The following is an 18,750-nucleotide window of genomic DNA, read 5'->3' as shown; positions in this document are numbered from 1 at the left end:
GCTTACCAATCTAACCCGTAGGTTGCTTTCTCACCATTCGCATAATAGCCTTCAATCAGCACACCGCCCTTTTTATACTCCAGCATGCGGTTCAAATCAGCGAGGTTATCTACCGGTACCCGATCCACATACGCGATGATAAAGCCTTCGCGCAACCCGGCTGTTTGCCATTTTCCTTCTTCCACTTTTTTAACCTGTACTCCTCCTTCAAGTTTTAAATTGAGCAGGTCGGAATACAGCACATCTTCAAAGTAAGCACCATTGAGTTCATTTTTGATTTCGGGCTCAATAAGTGCTTCGTTACCATCGCTGTTTTTTAGGCGGGCACGTACGGTAACATTTTCAGTCCCTCGTACATACGTTACCGAAATTTCTTTACCAGGTCGGTTGCGGGCAACCCACTCTTGTAATTCGGAAACTGTATTTACCGGCCGTGAGTCGATAGCCGTAATGACATCACCCTGTTGAATGCCCGATTCTTCTGCCGCGCCACCGCGACTAACCCGGTTCACCAACACACCCCGGTTCACGTTAAGCGAAAGCCTATCCGAAACATTTGCATCCACATCAGAAATCTGAATGCCTAGCAAACCGCGTTGCACCTGACCAAACTCCAACAGATCGTCCATTACTTTTTTCACCAGGCTTACTGGTATGGCAAAGGAGTAACCTGAATATTGCCCAGTAGCTGTGGCAATTGCTGTATTGATACCGATTAGTTCGCCTTTCAGGTTTACCAATGCACCCCCACTGTTACCCGGGTTCACAGCAGCATCGGTTTGAATAAAGGATTCAACCTGCAGGTTATTCCGATCGCGAAGGATGCCGATGTTTCTTGCCTTTGCGCTTACAATGCCAGCCGTTACGGTTGAGTTTAGATCAAACGGATTACCGATGGCCAACACCCATTCTCCCGGGCCAATGCCATCCGAATTTCCATAACGAATAAAGGGAAGCTCTTTTGCTTTAATCTTCAGCAAAGCAAGATCGGTACTTGGATCGGTGCCTACAATTTTGGCATAGTAACGTTGGTTGTCGTTCATGACAACTTCAACATTGGTTGCATCTTCAATTACATGATTATTCGTAACGATGTATCCATCATCGGAAATGATAACTCCCGAACCAGAAGAACGGGCTGGCGCTTTATAGTACAACTCCAACGGATTGAGACTGAACATTCCTGAACCATAGGTGGTACGAATGTGCACCACACCGCTCACTACTTTTTTGGAAGCAGTGAGAAAATCCATTCCTGCGGGAACGCGATAGGTACTATCCGAATCAAAGCTGGTCAGTTTCATGCGTTGCCGATCTTCAATGGAAGAATAAGGAGCAGAAATAGAATCCAGGTAATGTACCGTATACCAGGATCCGATTACGCCTCCGGCAATCGCAACCAATAAAATGAGCAGGGTAAAAATAATCGTACGCTTCATATCAACAGGTGTTTAGCAGCAATAAGAAAGTTAACGGATTTTTTATTTCGAAGGATAAAACTCAGCCGCATTTTAGATAAGCGGGCAAATTAATCTGTGATAAACAAAAAGAAAGCCCCGCCCCCGTTGCCGGAGACGAGGCTACTCACCTAACCTAACCCTACTTGCTAGTGCCTTTAATTAACTTTTATTGAGGTTTTCAGTGCTTTTTTCTCATCCTTTGGTACCGTTACCTCCAGAATTCCATTCACATAGGTTGCAGAAATTTTTGAAGCATCTACATTTTCGGGCAGCGAGAATGAACGACTGAATGTTCCATACTGCGTTTCAATCGAGTAGAAGTTCTTCTCCTTCTTTTCATTCTGGAACTTACGCTCACCGCTGATGGTCAGGTAATTGTCCTTCAGGTCGATGTTGAAATCTTCCTTGTTCATACCCGGAACGGCCACGTGAATTTCATAGGCTTTTTCGGTTTCAACCACATCAACGCGTGGCACAAACGAATACGCAGAACCACCTGTGCGGGCTACGGATTCATTGAAAAAACGATCGATCAAATTGCTGAAGGATGTCGGTACGAAATCGTTCAGTGCGGAATTGTATCTGATAAGGCTCATAGTTTTATTTTGTTTGGTTAAACATTCAAAATCACTTACGTCATGCCTATCCTGAAAAAATATGCCGATCCAATAATTAAGCCATAATGACACCTTTTTGTATTCAATTACGGGGTATTTTAAGACATTTTGTCTCTATTTAATCTCTGTCCCTGCAATTTTAATCCTTTGCTGCCTTGATGATCAGCTCTCAAAAAAGTGTGTTTAAGCCTTCAATTTCCTTGTTTTTAGGCCTTACAGAATCGATTAAAGCGCTATATTTCACCTCATTCAACCTGATTTTAACCTATGAGCTTAACGTTTCTCGACACTGTGATTTTTGTCGCCTATTGCGGACTCATTTTAGGTATCGGCCTGTATGTTTCCCGCGATAAAAAAGGGCATGAAAAAAATGCAGAAGACTATTTTTTAGCGGGCAAATCGCTGCCCTGGTGGGCGATTGGTGCTTCACTGATTGCCGCGAATATTTCAGCTGAACAATTTATCGGTATGTCGGGCTCAGGTTTTGCCATTGGGTTGGCAATCGCCTCATATGAGTGGATGGCCGCCATCACGTTATTGATTGTTGGAAAATTCTTTTTACCCATCTTCATCAATAAAGGCATTTACACGATTCCCGAATTTGTAGAAAAGCGTTTCAGTACCAACCTGAAAACCATTCTCGCAGTATTCTGGATCGGATTATTTGTTTTCGTTAACCTCACTTCGGTGCTCTACCTCGGTGCACGCGCGTTGGATACCATTGTTGGAACCGGAGATGGAAGTTTAATGATGTACAGCATTATTGGATTAGGATTGTTTGCGGCTGCTTACTCGTTGTATGGCGGACTCTCAGCCGTAGCCTGGACGGATGTTGTTCAGGTAGTGTTGCTGATTTTTGGCGGACTGATGACAACCTATCTGGCCTTGGAACATGTTTCACCTACTGGCGGTGTTATTGACGGATTCGTTCACATCCTCAATGTGGTTCCAGAAAAATTCTCTATGATTTTAAGTAAGGGTGAAATCATTGACCCGAATGGAAAAGATGCCTGGTGGGATTTGCCCGGCCTTGCTGTATTGCTTGGCGGCATGTGGGTAGCGAACGTATACTACTGGGGATTCAATCAGTATATCATTCAACGCACACTCGCTGCCAAAAGCTTGGGTGAAGCACAAAAAGGAATTGTGTTTGCCGCATTTTTAAAAATGTTGTTGCCATTGATCGTGGTTATACCGGGTATCATCGCGTTTGTTTTGAATGCGGATGCTAATGGTGAACTCACAAAAGAAACGCTTGATCCAAGTTTTGTTACCGCCACCGGAACCATTGCCAATGACAACGCCTGGCCGTGGTTAATCCGTAGCTTTATTCCTGCTGGATTAAAGGGACTTGTGCTGGCCGCATTGGCCGCAGCCATCGTTTCTTCGCTTGCTTCCATGCTTAACTCTACGGCAACCATTTTTACGATGGACATTTACCGGCCTTACATCAACAAAACCGCTACCGACAAACAAACTGTATCAACCGGAAGAATTACCGGAGCTGTAGCATTAATTGTTGCAATGCTCATTGCGCCTTTGCTCGGCAATCTCGGTCAGGCGTTTCAGTTTATTCAGGAATATACCGGTGTGGTTAGTCCGGGTATTTTGGCAGTATTCCTTGCAGGCCTATTCTTCAAGCGCGCCACCAACAACGGGGCGATTTGGGGAATCATCAGCTCAATACCCATTGCACTTTATTTTAAGGTTGGACCTAAAGGCTGGTCGGATGCGGCCATGTTTGTGAACATACCGTTCCTCGATCAGATGTTCATTACCGCTGTTCTTTCACTGGCCATCATTTTAGCCATCAGCTTCTACGAATCAAAGACAGCCGATGCCAAAGGAATTCCGATCAATAGAGAATTATTCAAGACCGGTCCAGCATTTAATATCGGTGCTACGATTGTACTGATACTATGCGCTGTATTGTATGCAGTGTTCTGGTAGCCGGTAAGTTCGATGCTTTTTATGATCAGGGTTTGTTCACAGAGGTTTGTGTCTCACAAACCTCTGTTCATTTTAAATGAGGTCTGATAAGTTCTTTCCAAATCGCATAACCCGCTTCATTCATGTGCAACATATCGCCTAGAAATAATTCCCTTCTGGGGTTGCCCGCTGAATCCAACATCGCATCATAGACATTGATGTAGGAAGATCGCCTTATACTTTTTAGATATTCTTTAATCAGCTCATTTCCTTCCCGATAAACAGGCAAAAGTTTTTCACGACTCGGACTAGGTTTCATGGAAACATATGAAAGATGCACATCGGGAAAGCGTTCATGAATAAGCGTAATCAACTGTACAAACCGATTAAGCACATCACGCCCGGTAACAGTTGAATCGTATGCGATATCATTTTCACCACAATAAATAACAACTTGACGTGGCTTGTAAGGCGTAATCACGTAATCGATGTAGCGGATCTGATCCTGTAATGTTGATCCTCCAAAACCAACGTTCACAATCGTTTTTTCAGAAAAGGCTTCATTGGCAGTTTTCCACATGGTGAATGACGAACTTCCTACAAACAAAATCTGATGCCTCGGTTTTGGCTCTGTAAGGTCAGCCAGTATTACCTGCTGTACATCATTCCAATATGGAAACGGTTGTTGCTGTGCCCAACCAGAAATTGACCAGAGTATCAAGCATACACTTAAAACTGCAGACCAACAGGTTCTTCTCATCTCACCAATTTAATACTATTCTTAACAGATCACTACTTCAGCTCGAACTGAGCTTGAAGAACATCACGTGAATTTCCACCAACAAAAACCTGGAACTTGCCCGGCTCTGCACCAAAAGTTAAATCGGCCCGGTAGAACGATAGATCTTTCTCAGTAAGCGTGAAAGTAATGGTTTTTGATTCACCCGGTTTCAACATTACCTTTTGAAACCCTTTCAATTCCTTAACGGGTCGTGTAAGTGAGCCCACCAAATCACGAACGTACAACTGAACTACTTCAGCACCTTCACGCGAACCGGTGTTGGTTACATTTACTGTAACTGTCACTGATCCTCCAGCCGAAATTTCCTTTTTATCCACTGAAAGCTTATCGTACGTAAACGTGGTGTAGCTTAATCCATAACCAAACGGGTAAACCGGATCGTTGGAAACATCGAGGTAATTTGAACGGAATTTTTGAAACCATTGTCCTTCTGCCAACGGTCTGCCTGTATTTTTATGCGAGTAATACATCGGTAGCTGACCTACATGTTGTGGAAATGTTGTTGTTAATTTTCCGGAAGGATTCACATCACCAAATAACACATCGGCTATAGCATCACCAGCTTCACTTCCGCCAAACCACACATTTAGTATAGCCGGAATATTTTCATCCTCCCACGTTAACGTAAGCGGGCGGCCTGTAAACAATACCACTACCACCGGTTTTCCGGTTTCCAGCAAAGCTTTCAACATATCACGCTGTGTTTGCGGAATATCAATATTCACCCGGCTAGAAGCTTCGCCACTCATCTCTGCCGATTCGCCTACAGCCGCTACAATTACGTCCGCTGATTTTGCAATGCGAACGGCCTCATCGCGAATGGCTTGCTCAGATCGCGGATCACGGTTTAACGATTTTCCAAACATGGTAGCACGTTCTTCAATGGCTGCATCTTCATGTAAATTCGATCCCTTCGCATAAACAACTTTAGCCTGATCACCTAATGCCTTTTTCAGGCCTTCCAAAACCGTAATCGATTCAGAAAAACGAGCCGCCACACTCCAGGTACCCGTCATGTTGGTAGCTGCATCAGCAAGCGGACCAACCAATGCAATGGTGCCCTTCTTTTGAAGTGGCAGAATGTTCTTGTCATTTTTTAGCAACACAAAACTTTGTGTGGCTACACTGCGTGCAAAGGCGCGATTTTCAGCTGTGAAAATTTCTGTCCTTGCACGCGATTCATCGCAATAGCGATAGGGATCATCAAATAGACCCAGTTGAAATTTTGCTTTTAAAATTCTTCGGCATGCAGCATCAATCTGAGCTTCTGTAACTTTTCCTTCTTTCAGTGATTGCGCCAGTGTGCTGACCAAGCCTTCACTCACCATATCCATGTCCAGTCCGGCAGCCAATGCTTTTGCTGAAACCGTTTGAAGATCACCATAACCGTGATCAATCATTTCGCTTACACCCGTGTAGTCAGAAACTAAGAATCCATCAAACCCCCATTCTTTTCTCAACACATCAGTCAACAACCATTTGTTTGCAGTAGCCGGAATTCCATCAATCTCATTAAACGATGCCATTACACTGCCCACGCCCGCATCAACAGCCGCTTTATACGGGGGAAAATATTCGTTGTACATACGGTGTTTGCTCATATCGGTTGTGTTGTAATCGCGGCCAGCTTCGGCCGCACCATACAACGCATAATGTTTTACACACGACATGATGGTGTTGTTTGCCGTTAAATCATCGCCCTGGTAACCCCGTACCATTGCTTTCGCGATTTCAGAACCGAGGTACGTATCTTCTCCGCTTCCTTCTGATATTCTTCCCCATCGTGCATCACGTGAAATGTCTACCATCGGTGAAAACGTCCAGTTGATGCCATCCGCACTCGCTTCTTGTGCCGCAACACGAGCCGTCTTTTCAATCAGTTCCAAATCCCAACTGCAACTCAACCCAAGTGGAATTGGAAAAACCGATTCATAACCATGAATCACATCCATCCCAAACAACAATGGAATTTTCAACCGGCTTTTCTCCACAGCAATCTGCTGCATCTCGCGAATGGCATTAACTGATTTAATATTGAATAGTCCGCCTACCAAACCGCTTTCAATTTTCTTCGCGATGTCAGAATTCTGGGCTTGCCCGGTCGTGAACTGTCCGGCTGAGGGAAGATTCAGTTGACCCAGTTTTTCTTCCAGGGTCATCTCATTGAGCAACGAATCAATTTTTCTATCCACCGATGATGTTTCATCTCCTGGAGAGGAACAGGAAATGATCAGCAAACCAAAAGATGCAAACAGATAATTTTTCAATCTCATATGGCAAACATTTAATACGTAAATCCAAGTTTTTTCAAGCCCTCCTGAACTTCGGGTGCACCCATAAATAATTTCCACAGCAAACCTGTGCGGTGGTTTTCAATCATCACCGGAATCGGTCCCTGATCAATCGCCAGGTAACGCGGCAAATACCAGTTCGAAGAGAAACTAAAAGCATCGTACGGACCGTATGCGCCTATCAGGCTGTCGCGTTCAGGTGCATACATGAATTTTAAAAATTTCATACTCTCTTCCGGAGTGTAAGGGAAAGATGACAAAGCGGCTGTTGGTGAAATAACTCCGAGATCACCATCGGGCTGGTGCCCCGCATAGCCTTTCATAGAATAGCTGGAGGTAAGCCCCCAACAATTCTCACCATACCCTTCGTACCCTTTCGGATTATCGACACAATAGCGGTAATGAATAAGCGCATGATTTTTATTCAGGAGCCAGTAATCACCATACTGATCTTTCAGGTTACGCGGGTCAAGGCCGAGGTAGGAATAATGTGCCCAGAACAATGGCCCAACGGCATCATCGCTGTGCTCGTAATGATCCAGCACAGTTTCCAACTCATAAAACTTTCGATCCGTTTTTATGGCACCATTGCGCGCCCACCCTTTGTGATACGCTTCGGGCTTGATCGGATAGGTGGGCGAGGCAGCAGCAAGCACATACATGATGAGGCACTCGTTATATCCGCCAACCGGAAAATTCATTTCCCAATTATGCTTAGGCGACCAATGCCAGTACAACACATCTTTGCCATTGGTGTACCAACTCCACTCCACTTCGCGCCAGAGCTCATCAATCTTTGCGGCTAATGCCTTTTCTTCTTCACTTCCATCTTTAAAATATTCACGCACGGTTAACAGGCCCTGAATCAAAAAAGCGGTTTCAACCAAATCACCTCCATCATCTTTCGGACTGAAGGGTTTTGTTTTACCCGTTTGTCCATCCAGCCAATGTGGCCATGCGCCATGAAAACGTTCAGCCGTGTCGAGGTAGTGAACAATGTGGTTGAATCGTTCAAAACCCTGTTGACGGGTGATGAACCCTCGCTCAATGCCAACCAGGATGGCCATTAATCCAAAGCCTGAACCTCCTGTGGTAACCACATGTTTATCGTTTTGCGGATAGATGTTATCCATGTGCGTGCGTTCGGGCGCGAGGCCGGAAGTAGGCTCTGCATTATCCCAGAAGTATTGAAAGGTTTCGTATTGAACGCGTGTGAGCAGCGAATCATCACTTATCGATACTTGTTGCTGTTCTTCCTTTGCGGGTGGTGTGCACGCTGTCATCACCATAAAGGCTGCTATAAAAATGAAAATTGCCTGTAATCCTCTCATGTTGGTCTGGTTTAAATCAATTAAAATTCAATCACATTACTTCTATTAGAAACCCCGGTTTCACCAATCGCTTCTATTTGCGCAAAGTACTTCACATCTTTATTCAACCCCCTGAAATACCGTTCTGCTGATTCGTGTATCATTATGCAGTTGTACAATTTATCGGGTGCAATTCCATAATAAATATTGTACGCATAGGCCCCTTCAACCGGTTGCCATGTAAAAGTAGCATCGCGGGTATCGGCATGTCGTCTCACCGCAAAGCTTTCAACAGCTTTTGGCAATGCACCATCGCGTTTTCCAAAAACACGAAAACCGGCTATGGCAAATTTTCCATCAGCCATGTGCACGTTTTCAAGTTTGAGGTATCGCGTTGTGAAGGGCTTTTTCAGTTCGATGTAATCGTGTGGAACATCTTTTCGGTTTTTGCTTTTATCAATCAGGATGTTCCAGCTATCACCATCATGACTGTTCCAAATGATGTATTGATGGTAAATAGAATCTTGTTTATCCCGAAGTGTTGCTCCCTCATCAGCATAATTAATTTGGATGGCATAGATATCCACTTCAGCGCCCAAATCAACCGCCAGGAACTCACCTTTCTGATTGGTCTCTGCACTCCAATAATTCCGGATGTTTTCATTCACGGCCAATTCCGGAGTTCTTCCCGGTAAGGAAGAAGAAGCCCAGACTTTCTTTTTATAGGATTGAAGCATCCATCCCGTAAAGGTTGATTCACGATGATCACGTAAACCCGATGCATGATAATTTGGGTAATCGCCAAATGCGGTAATGCAATACAACTGTCCATCATCATCAAAACCGGTCGGAAAAATTCCTAGTCTCCGTTCAAACTTGTACTTAATCCAATTGAGCATAGTACCGGCATGCCAATAGTTGCCGTGCTTGTCTTTAAACGTGCTGCCATGGCCGGCACCGGTAATAAAACCACCCGGCTTATATGAAAATGGATTATAAGATTGATACTCAAAAGGCCCTAACGGATTATCGCCCACGAGCACACCGTCAGCATAAATGTTCCATTCTGTACCCGGTGCGGCATACTGATAATAGTATTTTCCGTTATGCTTGGTCATCCAAGGGCCTTCGGTGTATGGAGCAATGGTGGTGTCCATGTGATCCTCACCAAAACGTTCCCATCCGTGTTCATCCGGATATAAACGCGATAGTTCTTTTCGTTCGCCAATTGGTTTGTAACCATTTTTTGCATCCAGCTCCACGCCATACAACGGATAAAAATTTGAACTGCCCCAGTACACATACGCTTTTCCATCATCATCTTTGAAGAAAGATGGATCCCAGGTTCCCACTTCAAATGAATCACGGAGAATGGTCCATCTGGCATTTTTAGGATCCGTGCTTAGATAAAGCGGCATAGGATCTGGCGCAACAAAGGATGGAATAAACAACAAGCTATCGCCCCATGCCCAGGCACCAGGAGCACAAACATTGTCGCCTGCCCTTCCATTTTTTTGAAAATCCTGCCGTACAAAATTCCATGTACGCATGTCAGCACTCCACCAATACCCGTTTTGATTGGTTGAAAATAAATACAATGTATCGCGCAGGTTTACAACGGCAGGATCGGCTGTGCTTCGGTGTGATTCATCTTGCGCATAGTAGGTGTGTGTGGAGGGTACGTATGCATAATCAAGATTGATCGGATTGCAATATGTGTTAGGCACTTCAAAATATTCAGCAGGCTTATCAGCACATGAACATATAAGTGCCGCAGAAGTGATTAAAAGTATACTATGGTATATTCGAACGTTCACGCAGAGCAATCAATTTGTAAATCCAAGTTTTGTCATGGCACTTTGTACTTCCGGTGCCGACATAAATAAATCCCACAATAAACCTGTTCTGTAATTTTCAATCATGATGATGATGGGCCCTTGGTCAATCGCCAGGTATGAATTGGCCACCCAGCCCTCCGTCAGGTTAAAGGCATCGTAAAAACCATAATTACCCCACAACTTATCACCATATATATAGTAGAAAAATTTCAAAGCCTCCATCGATTCATCAGGTGTATAGGATAAAGCAGTGCAACCGATAAACCAAATCACAGAAAAAAAACAAACCGGAAACGTTTGCTAATTCAGGTGCCTGAAAACGGGTGCTGAATCCTGTCTTGGCTGGATAATTGGGTTTTGAATCTCCACGATAACCTCTTCCCAACGCGAAATGGTTGGCTTTTTACCCCGTTTTTCAAGCTCCGACAGGCGCTGCTGCACCTTATTTCGAAAAGCCCAAACCGTGTTCAGGCCAACGGATAGCCTTTCGGCAAGTTCCTCAAGGGTATATTCCTTTTTACCCGTTACCGTCAGGTAGGCCATGTAAAAGGCTTTTTCTATAGGGAATTTAATGCTGTGGAATATGGTATATGCCGTAATGGACTCATTATACCCGCACCGGGTACACCTGCGGGCAAATTTCTGAGCTCCCTTAAAGTACTTTTCGTTGCCACACTTTCTGCATTGAAATCCATTCTCCCATTTCAGCTGTTCCAGAAACCGGTGGCATGACAGGTTATCCGGGTACAACGTTCGAAACTGGTTGTAGTCCATGGTTTTTTCCTGCAACCGTTCATTCAACACCTCTTTAATGCTGCTTTTCAATTTCCAATTGTCCAGGTCGAGCATGGAGTTGATTTTATTGATTTTGTCGGCTTGCTCTACAAGCTTGCTGTTGCTTTCCTCCAACTCGCGATTCTTTTTATCCAGCTCCAGCGTTCGTTCACTCACCTTCTGCTCCAGTTCGCGATTCACTTTGTCTTTCAGCTGCATGTTTAATTCATGCTGGTGAATGATTCTGCGCAGTGCCCGATCGCGCATATCTTTTAAAATGCGAATGCGATCGCCCAACGCGAACGTGAGGAAAAGCATCTCTAACACAAAAGCAAAATGGAGGCTGTAATGCGATATGGTTGTAAACGGCAATACGTTGAAGTACACCATCATACGTAAAAAGAAACCCGTAAACAGAACGCCATAGGCAATCACGAAAAAGCGTGCGGGTTTGTAGCCACCACGCCAAACGAATATGGCTGTATAAAAAATAAGGGATAAGGGAATGATTTCAAGATTGCGATAGGTTAAGAATTGAGGGAAGAAAAACAGCTCTACCCCAAACACAACCGTTCGAATGATGATCATCCACTTCAGCGCTTTATCCAGAAAAGGCGCATTGGCTTTGGTACTCAGGAATTTTCGCGTAAAGATGAGCGCCCACAATATCAGGAGATAGAGGAAAACACCAACCGCATAATTATTCCATTCCGGATGCTGTGGCCACAGGTATTGAAAGCCAATGCCATCCATGCTCATGGCATAGCCGGCCACGCTAAGAATATAACAGATGTAAAAAATGTTTTTGATTTCACGGATAGCGATGTACACCAAAAAATTGTAGAGGCTGATGATGATGATCATCCCATAAAACGTTCCGAACAGAAAGTATTCATTTAATGCATAGTACACAAAGCGGTTAACGGAACGCAGTGCAACACGCAAATCGGCAAACTCATGTGAGCGCACACGGAAGTAATACACCATTACGGTATCACGATCCATGTCCAATTGAATCTCGAAGTTTTTATGTCGGAAAAGGCGGTCGGAAAAGGCGTGTTGGTCGCCCATGTTTACGATTTGGTATCCTCCATCGTTTTCAGGAATGAAGGCTTCAATGTGGTCGATGGTTTGATCATAAAATTCCAATAGCCAAACCTTTCGGGTGCCGCTGGTATGCTGAATGGGCATGCGTATCCAGTAAGACGCGTTGGTTTGAAAATCGACATTTTGATAGTTGGGATGCGTTTGAAATCGGTTTGAAAATTCAACCGATGTAATGTCGACAAAATTCAGGCGATTGGTAGGGTCAACATAGAAGCTAAGTTCGTAGGGCATGAAATTGCGCTCATCCACGGCATCATCAACCCCAAAGGGCTCCTGGGAAAAACCCATCAGCCACATCCCAAAAATCCCAAAAATCACTGCTGCGCTTGCTTTCATAGTCCCACCTGCCGGTTTTGAAACTACAGAAGAATTTTAAAGTCTGCAAAAAAGCCTGAGAATGACGGAACGGGTACAAAAACGAAAAAAGGCAGCTCATGGCTGCCTTTTTTGCTCCTCCTCTTGGATCCCGAAGCCTCGGGAGACCCTTATAAAACAAAAGCGCTTTTCAGCGCTTTTTAATTTTTGCTCCTCCTCTTGGACTTGAACCAAGGACCCTCTGATTAACAGTCAGATGCTCTAACCAGCTGAGCTAAGGAGGAATTTACCCGTTTTTTGGGAGTGCAATATTAAGGTACTGGTGCCTTAAAATCAAAAATGTAGGTCGAATTTTATTGCCAAAACAAGCAGGAAACCCTAAGGCTCCCTATTCGTTGCTTTCGGGCTTGTCTTTATCTCCTTTTAGCAGGTGATACTTTTTTTGCCGGGCCTTCCACCGATCCATGGCAAACTGCTGCATGTCGGCTACTCTGTCCTTCTCATCTACAATTTCGAAACCCAGCAGCGCCTCAATAATGTCCTCCAGGGTAACAATGCCGTCCATGCCGCCATACTCATCAATAATCAGTGCAATGTGCTCCTTTTCATTCAGCAGTTTCTCCCACGCGTTAAAAAGCGTAACGGTTTTCGGAAAGGTTACAATTTCACGTTTTATGTCGTTCAGGCTTAAATCAAATTTATCTTCGGCCAGTTTTTCAAAAACCTCTTCGCGAAAAACGTAGCCGGTAATGTTTTCACGATGATCGTGATAAACCGGTATCCGTGAAAAATGTAAAAACTCCTTATTGACCAGAAACTCTTTTAAGGTCATGTCTTCACTGGCCACCACCACCACAATACGGGGTGTCATAATTTCATTTACCCGAATGCCCTTCAGCTTGATCAGGTTTTGAATAATCTTATTCTCCTTGTCTCCGAAAATTCCTTCTTCCTTGCCAATGTTTGCCAACGCTGAAATTTCTTCGCGACTGGTAGTAAACCCCGTTTCCTTTCTTGATAACAGCCGTGTTAAAAATGCCGACACAATGACTAACGGATAGGTTATGAAGATCATTGCCCGAATTGTTTTTGCAGCAACCCCCATAAGCTCGCGACTGTAATTGGCTCCAATGGTTTTGGGGATGATTTCTGTTAACACTAAAATAAGTATCGTTAAAACAGCCGAAACCAAACCAAAGTAGGCTTCGCCAAACACAAGGGTTGCCTGGGCACCAACACCAGCGGCACCAACGGTATGTGCAATGGTGTTTAAGGTAAGAATAGCCGACAACGGTTTGTCAATATCTTCTTTCAGTTTGAGAAAAATGGCAGCTGAAGAAACGCCTTGCTCCAGTTTTGCTTTCAGATAGGACACAGGTGTAGAAAGTAAAACCGCCTCCATGATGGAGCACAGAAATGAAGTAAAAAGGGCTATGAATAAATATGTTAATAGAAGTGCCATTTATGGTTTTTTGTTCTCACTTGCACCTTGATTGTGGTAATCGAGATACAAGTTATACATTCCATAAATGGTATTCAGCAGATCTTTTGATTCAAGTAATAAACGCATCTGCAATAAACCAATGCGGTTGCCAACATTGTCTTTCTGTATGGCCGTAATCTGATCATCAATAAACTGATCTAGCTGACTGAGCCACTTTTGTTGCTGCTCTTTTATCTCGTGCGCATGTTCGAAGTGAGATGATCCAATATCCTTACACACTAAGGCCGTAAAACCCTGAAGTCCTTTGTCCACTTCCTGCAATTGTTGCAGGTATCGCTTGGAGGGTGACGTGTGATAATTTTGTAAATGTACCGTACAGCTTTCGCTGATGAGTAAGATGCTTTGATACAAATCTTGCATGTAATCAAACATGAGTATATACAGGCGGCTGGCCGCGAGGTTCTGACGCGGCATCTTTTTTACATACTTGATTATCTTATGCTGAATTTTTTCATTCTGTTCACGCAGTTCTTTAATCCGCAACATCGATTTTTCAACTGCCTTACGTTTTTCTTTGGCCAATGATTCCACGCTGGTGCCATACACCTTCATGATCACCTTCAGATTTTTTACCGTAACCTCATTGCTCTCATCGATGGCTTGTTTTAAATCTTTTAGGTTGCTGGCAAACAATTGCCTTTCTGATGATTCCTTCTTTTCCTTTTTGGCAAATCGCACATGACTGCGGATGATAAGGAATGCGGCCAAAACCGTTACCACAATCACGCCCACATGGCCGGTTTTAAACAGGATGAATGCAATGAACCCGCTGAAAGCAAACGCTACAACAGCGGTGATTAACCATCCGGCTATCACATTCATTACGCCTGCTACACGGTAAACCGCGCTTTCTCTTCCCCACGCCTGATCAGCAAACGAAGTACCCATAGCCACCATGAAGGTTACAAACGTAGTAGAGAGCGGGAGTTTCTGAGAAGTTCCGTATGCGATCAGCACACTTGAAACCAACAGGTTCACGGATGCACGAACGAGATCAAAGGAAGGCTGGTCTTTATCACTAATCACATCCGTAGCGCCCTTTTCAAATCTTTTTTCAATGGCTTTCGACCAGGAACGTGGAAGTAATGAATCAGTGGTTCTGCCAGCCAGAAGCGCTACTCCCACCATTATTCGCGATAATACATTAGGGCGAAACTTTTCATCACCCTCATCTTGCCGGCTAAGCGAAAGTTCTGTTTCCGTTACTTTTCTACTCTTTGCATTCGTCCATAACGTAATTACCATCACCAATCCCGATACCAGTAATATCCACGTGGGCGTTACCAATTTCTCTGACAAAATTCCCATTTGGTATTGATCGGCCGGGATACCGGAAGCTGCCCAGTTTTGAAAAGCAACCAAACCGCCCACAGCCACGCCAATAAAGTTTACCAGGTCGTTGCCGGCAAAAGCCATGGCCAATGAGAAGGTACCCAACAACACCACCACTTTAAGCGGATTGATTTTGGTGTACCACATAATCAATTGGATCACCACGCTGAAAAACACGAAGCTTGCCAACACAATGCTCCATGTATTTTCCATTACCCACTTCACCTGCGCATCCGTAACCAGTGAGCTGCCCTTCACCCCTTTTATCAGCAGAAAGTAGATAATGGTGGTGATGGAGAGACCACAAAAAATTGCCCCATAGTTTTTTATTGATTTCTTGATGGAGAAAGTAAAGATTACCCGCGATACACGTTGGATCAAAGAACCCACGATAAACGCCAGAAAAATGGAAAGGAAAATTCCGGTGATGATGGTGAAGGCAGAAGAGAAGTTTAAAATATTATCCAACTGAATTTCACCCCATGACAGACCCGTTGAGAACGAGTGCAACACACCGATGGCAAAAGCAGCGCCCAAAATTTCGAACACCAACGAAACCGTGGTTGAGGTTGGCAGTCCCAGGCTGTTGTAAAAATCAAGGAGGATAACATCCGTGAGCATAACAGCAAGAAACAGAAACATCACTTGCTCAAACGTAAAGAAAGACGGATTGAACAGTCCGTTTCGGGCAATCTCCATCATACCGCTAGAGAACATGGAGCCCAATACAACCCCGGCACTGGCCACCAATAATATAGTACGCAGGGGAGCTACTTTTGAGCCGATAGCTGTGTTAAGAAAATTAACGGCATCGTTGCTTACGCCTACAATAAGGTCGATAATGGCAACAACAAAGAGGATGACGAGTAATACTGTGAAAAAGTCCATAAACCGGTGAAGGCGGTTAGTTCAGGTAATTTCAACCCGCAAGATACCGTGTGGATATCGATGTAAAAACTTGTTTCTAAAGATTAATTCTTCAGCCCAGATCATGCTAAAACCCAGCAAAATAAAGCACAACCCCTGGCTTGGAATTCACGTTTCATCCATTAACTTTGAAATCAAAAGTACTTTAATGAAAGAAATACACGATTACCAAAGCGATATCGCCTCCATCCGGTCGGCCATGGAACGATCGGCCAAATTCCTTTCGCTTAGCGGCCTTTCGGGTGTACTGGCCGGAATCTACGCACTAATTGGTGCCACTATCGTTTATTATCTGATTTACTATCCGCACTCCCCTTTTGGGTTCAGGTTTTACTTTATTAATGAAAAAGCTATCGTCTTTAAGCTTATGCTCATTGCAGCGATTGTGCTGGGGCTATCGATTGTTACCGCATTTGTGATGAGTCAACGCAAGGCAAAACGTATGGGCCTCAGCATCTGGAACAAAACCAGTAAAGAACTTACTTCCAATCTTTTTATACCGTTGATAACCGGTGGGCTGTTGATTCTGATTTTCGTGTCGCGCGGATACTATGGCATTGTTGCCCCCGCCTGCCTGATTTTTTACGGACTGGCACTCATCAGCGCGAGTTCACTAACGGTAAATGAAATTCGGTATTTGGGTTTTTGTGAAATCGTATTAGGATTGGTCGCAGCACTATTACCGGGCTATGGACTCGTATTCTGGGCTCTTGGTTTTGGTGTACTGCATGTGGTTTATGGCGCAGTTATGCATTATCGTTACGATTCGTGAAAAATCCGTTTGACCAACTTGATCGAATACTGGAGCACCGTATCCGGCTGCAGATTATGTCTGTGCTCGTGGCCAATGACGCCTATGATTTTAATTCGCTGAAAGAAGTGCTGAACGTTACCGATGGCAACCTGGCTTCAAACCTGAAAGCACTGGAAAAAGAAAAATACCTTTCTGTTTCCAAATCATTTGTCAACCGAAAGCCCAACACCAAATACAAGGCCACCGAGAAAGGAAGAAACGCCTTCAAGAAACACCTGGATGCATTGGAAGAATTGATAAAATCACAGCGCTAAAATTTTTTAACTACATACTTTGAATTTAAAAGTACTTTTAATAAATAATAAATATGGAACCAAACAAATCAACCAACCTTCTTGATCGTTTCAATCAGTGGCTAAAAGAATCGATCACCGTAAAACTTGTTTCAATCGGATTTTTAATCCTGATCCTGCTGATACCTGCAGCCTGGATTGAAAACATGATCGTGGAACGGCAACATCGCGCTGAATCGGTTATTGCCGAAGTGTCCAATAAATGGTCGGGTAATCAAACCCTATCCGGTCCCATTTTAGTGGTGCCCTATAAACATCGCGAAACCATTAAAATCGATAAAGACCAGTTTGAAACAAAAGAGAGCACCCGCAAAGCATTTTTTCTTCCCGAGGAATTAGCTATTAACGGTACTGTTAATCCAGAAAAACTGCATCGTGGAATTTTTGATGCTGTGGTGTACGAATCATCGCTCCACATGAAAGCTTCATTCAGCAAACCCGACTTCAAACGACTTGAAATTGCTGACGATATGATTCTCTGGCAGGAAGCTCATTTGATCATTGCCATTAGTGATCTTCGCGGCATTAGCAAAAATCCTCCAGTGATTACAGCCGGTAGCCAAAACCTAACTTCCGAGCCGGCACAAAACATTGGTGTCTCCACAAATAAGTTCGATCGCGTGACTCAACCCAATAACTATGATGATGTGGCCTATTCAACTAAAACAGCAACCGGTATTGTTGCGCCTCTGAATTGGAAGAGTGAAGCTGACTTTGCCGCACTAAGCGAAATCAGCTTTAACTTAAAAGGAAGCAGTCAGTTGAATTTTGTTCCGTCTGGAAAAACAACTTCGGTAAAACTTACAGGCCCCTGGCCCGACCCAAGTTTTGATGGAGAATTTCTGCCTACCACACGCGAAGTAACCGAGAAAGATTTCACTGCGACCTGGAATATTCTACATTTCAATCGGCCGTTCTCGCAGCAATGGAAAGACAGTCACCAGGAATTAGTGGGTTCTGAATTTGGTTTGAAACTGTTGATTCCCGTGGATCAATATCAAAAAAGCATCCGTACAGCCAAGTATGGTATCCTCATCATCATGCTAACCTTTGTTGCCTTGTTTTTAGTGGAGATCACCCAGAAAATCCGGATACATCCGTTTCAGTATATTCTTATCGGATCGGCACTCATTATATACTACACGCTTTTGTTAAGTTTCTCAGAACAAGTTGGCTATAACTTCGCGTACTGGATTTCAACCGGGGCCACAATGATATTGGTTGCTGCTTACTCCACCTCATTTCTGAAAGATAGAAAATTGAGCGCTTTGTTCACCACCTTATTGGTGATCTTCTACACATTCATTTTCATCATCATTCTGCAACAGGATTTCTCCTTACTGATCGGTAGTGTTGGATTATTCCTGATTGTCGCCACGTTGATGTACTTCAGCAGAAAGGTGGATTGGTATAAGGATTCCCAAACTGCTGAATAGG

13 protein-coding genes, 1 tRNA gene and 1 pseudogene are annotated in these 18,750 nt (G+C 44.0%); 4 read left to right on the top strand and 11 right to left on the bottom strand.

Translation table 11 applies throughout. The features are described 5' to 3' along the window. Positions 1-2: 2 nt before the first annotated feature. Both QY309_02750 and QY309_02745 read right to left on the bottom strand, forming a co-directional pair. Positions 3-1,439, bottom strand: coding sequence for a trypsin-like peptidase domain-containing protein (locus tag QY309_02750; GenBank protein WKZ60397.1), 1,437 nt, complete (start codon positions 1,437-1,439; stop codon positions 3-5). A gap of 176 nt (positions 1,440-1,615) precedes the next feature. After that, positions 1,616-2,056 carry an Hsp20/alpha crystallin family protein gene (locus tag QY309_02745; GenBank protein WKZ60396.1) on the bottom strand — a complete coding sequence of 147 codons (441 nt, stop codon included), beginning with the start codon at positions 2,054-2,056 and terminating at the stop codon, positions 1,616-1,618. 288 nt (positions 2,057-2,344) lie between these two features. On the opposite strand from QY309_02745, the gene QY309_02740 reads away from it, so the two are divergent. After that, the gene (locus QY309_02740; GenBank protein WKZ60395.1) at positions 2,345-4,027 is read left to right on the top strand and encodes a sodium/sugar symporter; all 1,683 of its coding nucleotides are present in this window, start codon (positions 2,345-2,347) and stop codon (positions 4,025-4,027) included. 67 nt (positions 4,028-4,094) lie between these two features. Here QY309_02740 and QY309_02735 read toward each other — a convergent pair whose 3' ends face one another. The 9 genes and pseudogenes from QY309_02735 to QY309_02695 all read right to left on the bottom strand — a co-directional run bounded on the left by QY309_02735 (position 4,095) and on the right by QY309_02695 (position 16,167). Beyond that, entirely contained in the window at positions 4,095-4,766 is a 672-nt protein-coding gene (locus QY309_02735; protein ID WKZ60394.1) for a GDSL-type esterase/lipase family protein, read from the bottom strand. A 32-nt stretch (positions 4,767-4,798) separates the two neighbouring features. Beyond that, entirely contained in the window at positions 4,799-7,081 is a 2,283-nt protein-coding gene (gene bglX, locus QY309_02730; protein ID WKZ60393.1) for a beta-glucosidase BglX, read from the bottom strand. A gap of 11 nt (positions 7,082-7,092) precedes the next feature. Continuing rightward, positions 7,093-8,388 (bottom strand): glucoamylase family protein, encoded by a 1,296-nt coding sequence (locus QY309_02725; GenBank protein WKZ61674.1) that lies wholly within the window; start codon positions 8,386-8,388, stop codon positions 7,093-7,095. A 62-nt stretch (positions 8,389-8,450) separates the two neighbouring features. Beyond that, positions 8,451-10,226, bottom strand: a complete 1,776-nt coding sequence (locus QY309_02720) for a family 43 glycosylhydrolase (GenBank protein ID WKZ60392.1) — start codon at positions 10,224-10,226, stop codon at positions 8,451-8,453. A 9-nt stretch (positions 10,227-10,235) separates the two neighbouring features. Next, positions 10,236-10,487 (bottom strand): annotated as a pseudogene (locus QY309_02715) (glucoamylase family protein). A gap of 60 nt (positions 10,488-10,547) precedes the next feature. Next, positions 10,548-12,464: a 7TM diverse intracellular signaling domain-containing protein gene (locus QY309_02710; protein WKZ60391.1), complete on the bottom strand. Its 1,917-nt coding sequence runs from the start codon at positions 12,462-12,464 to the stop codon at positions 10,548-10,550. Positions 12,465-12,653: 189 nt separating this feature from the next. Continuing rightward, positions 12,654-12,727: transfer RNA gene (locus tag QY309_02705), tRNA-Asn, on the bottom strand. Between the two features lie 104 nt (positions 12,728-12,831). Further along, complete coding sequence (locus QY309_02700) at positions 12,832-13,905, bottom strand: hemolysin family protein (GenBank protein WKZ60390.1); 1,074 nt, start codon at positions 13,903-13,905, stop codon at positions 12,832-12,834. After that, a complete protein-coding gene (locus QY309_02695; protein WKZ60389.1) occupies positions 13,906-16,167 on the bottom strand; it encodes an inorganic phosphate transporter in 2,262 nt (753 codons plus the stop codon). It abuts the gene before it with no gap. Between the two features lie 103 nt (positions 16,168-16,270). On the opposite strand from QY309_02695, the gene QY309_02690 reads away from it, so the two are divergent. Genes QY309_02690 through creD form a run of 3 tightly spaced genes read left to right on the top strand, consistent with a single transcriptional unit; the run spans position 16,271 to position 18,749 of the window. Next, on the top strand, positions 16,271-16,978 hold the full coding sequence (locus QY309_02690; protein ID WKZ60388.1) for a hypothetical protein: 708 nt from the start codon (positions 16,271-16,273) through the stop codon (positions 16,976-16,978). Then, positions 16,975-17,274, top strand: a complete 300-nt coding sequence (locus QY309_02685; GenBank protein WKZ60387.1) for a transcriptional regulator — start codon at positions 16,975-16,977, stop codon at positions 17,272-17,274. Before QY309_02690 ends, QY309_02685 begins: the two co-directional genes overlap by 4 nt. Before the next feature lie 53 nt (positions 17,275-17,327). Then, positions 17,328-18,749 (top strand): cell envelope integrity protein CreD, encoded by a 1,422-nt coding sequence (creD, locus tag QY309_02680; GenBank protein WKZ60386.1) that lies wholly within the window; start codon positions 17,328-17,330, stop codon positions 18,747-18,749. Position 18,750: the final 1 nt, after the last annotated feature.

It is taken from the genome of Cyclobacteriaceae bacterium (assembly GCA_030584025.1).
Classification (GTDB): domain Bacteria; phylum Bacteroidota; class Bacteroidia; order Cytophagales; family Cyclobacteriaceae; genus UBA2336.
Note: the sequence above shows the minus strand (reverse complement) of the source record. Positions and strands in the feature narration are given on the sequence as shown.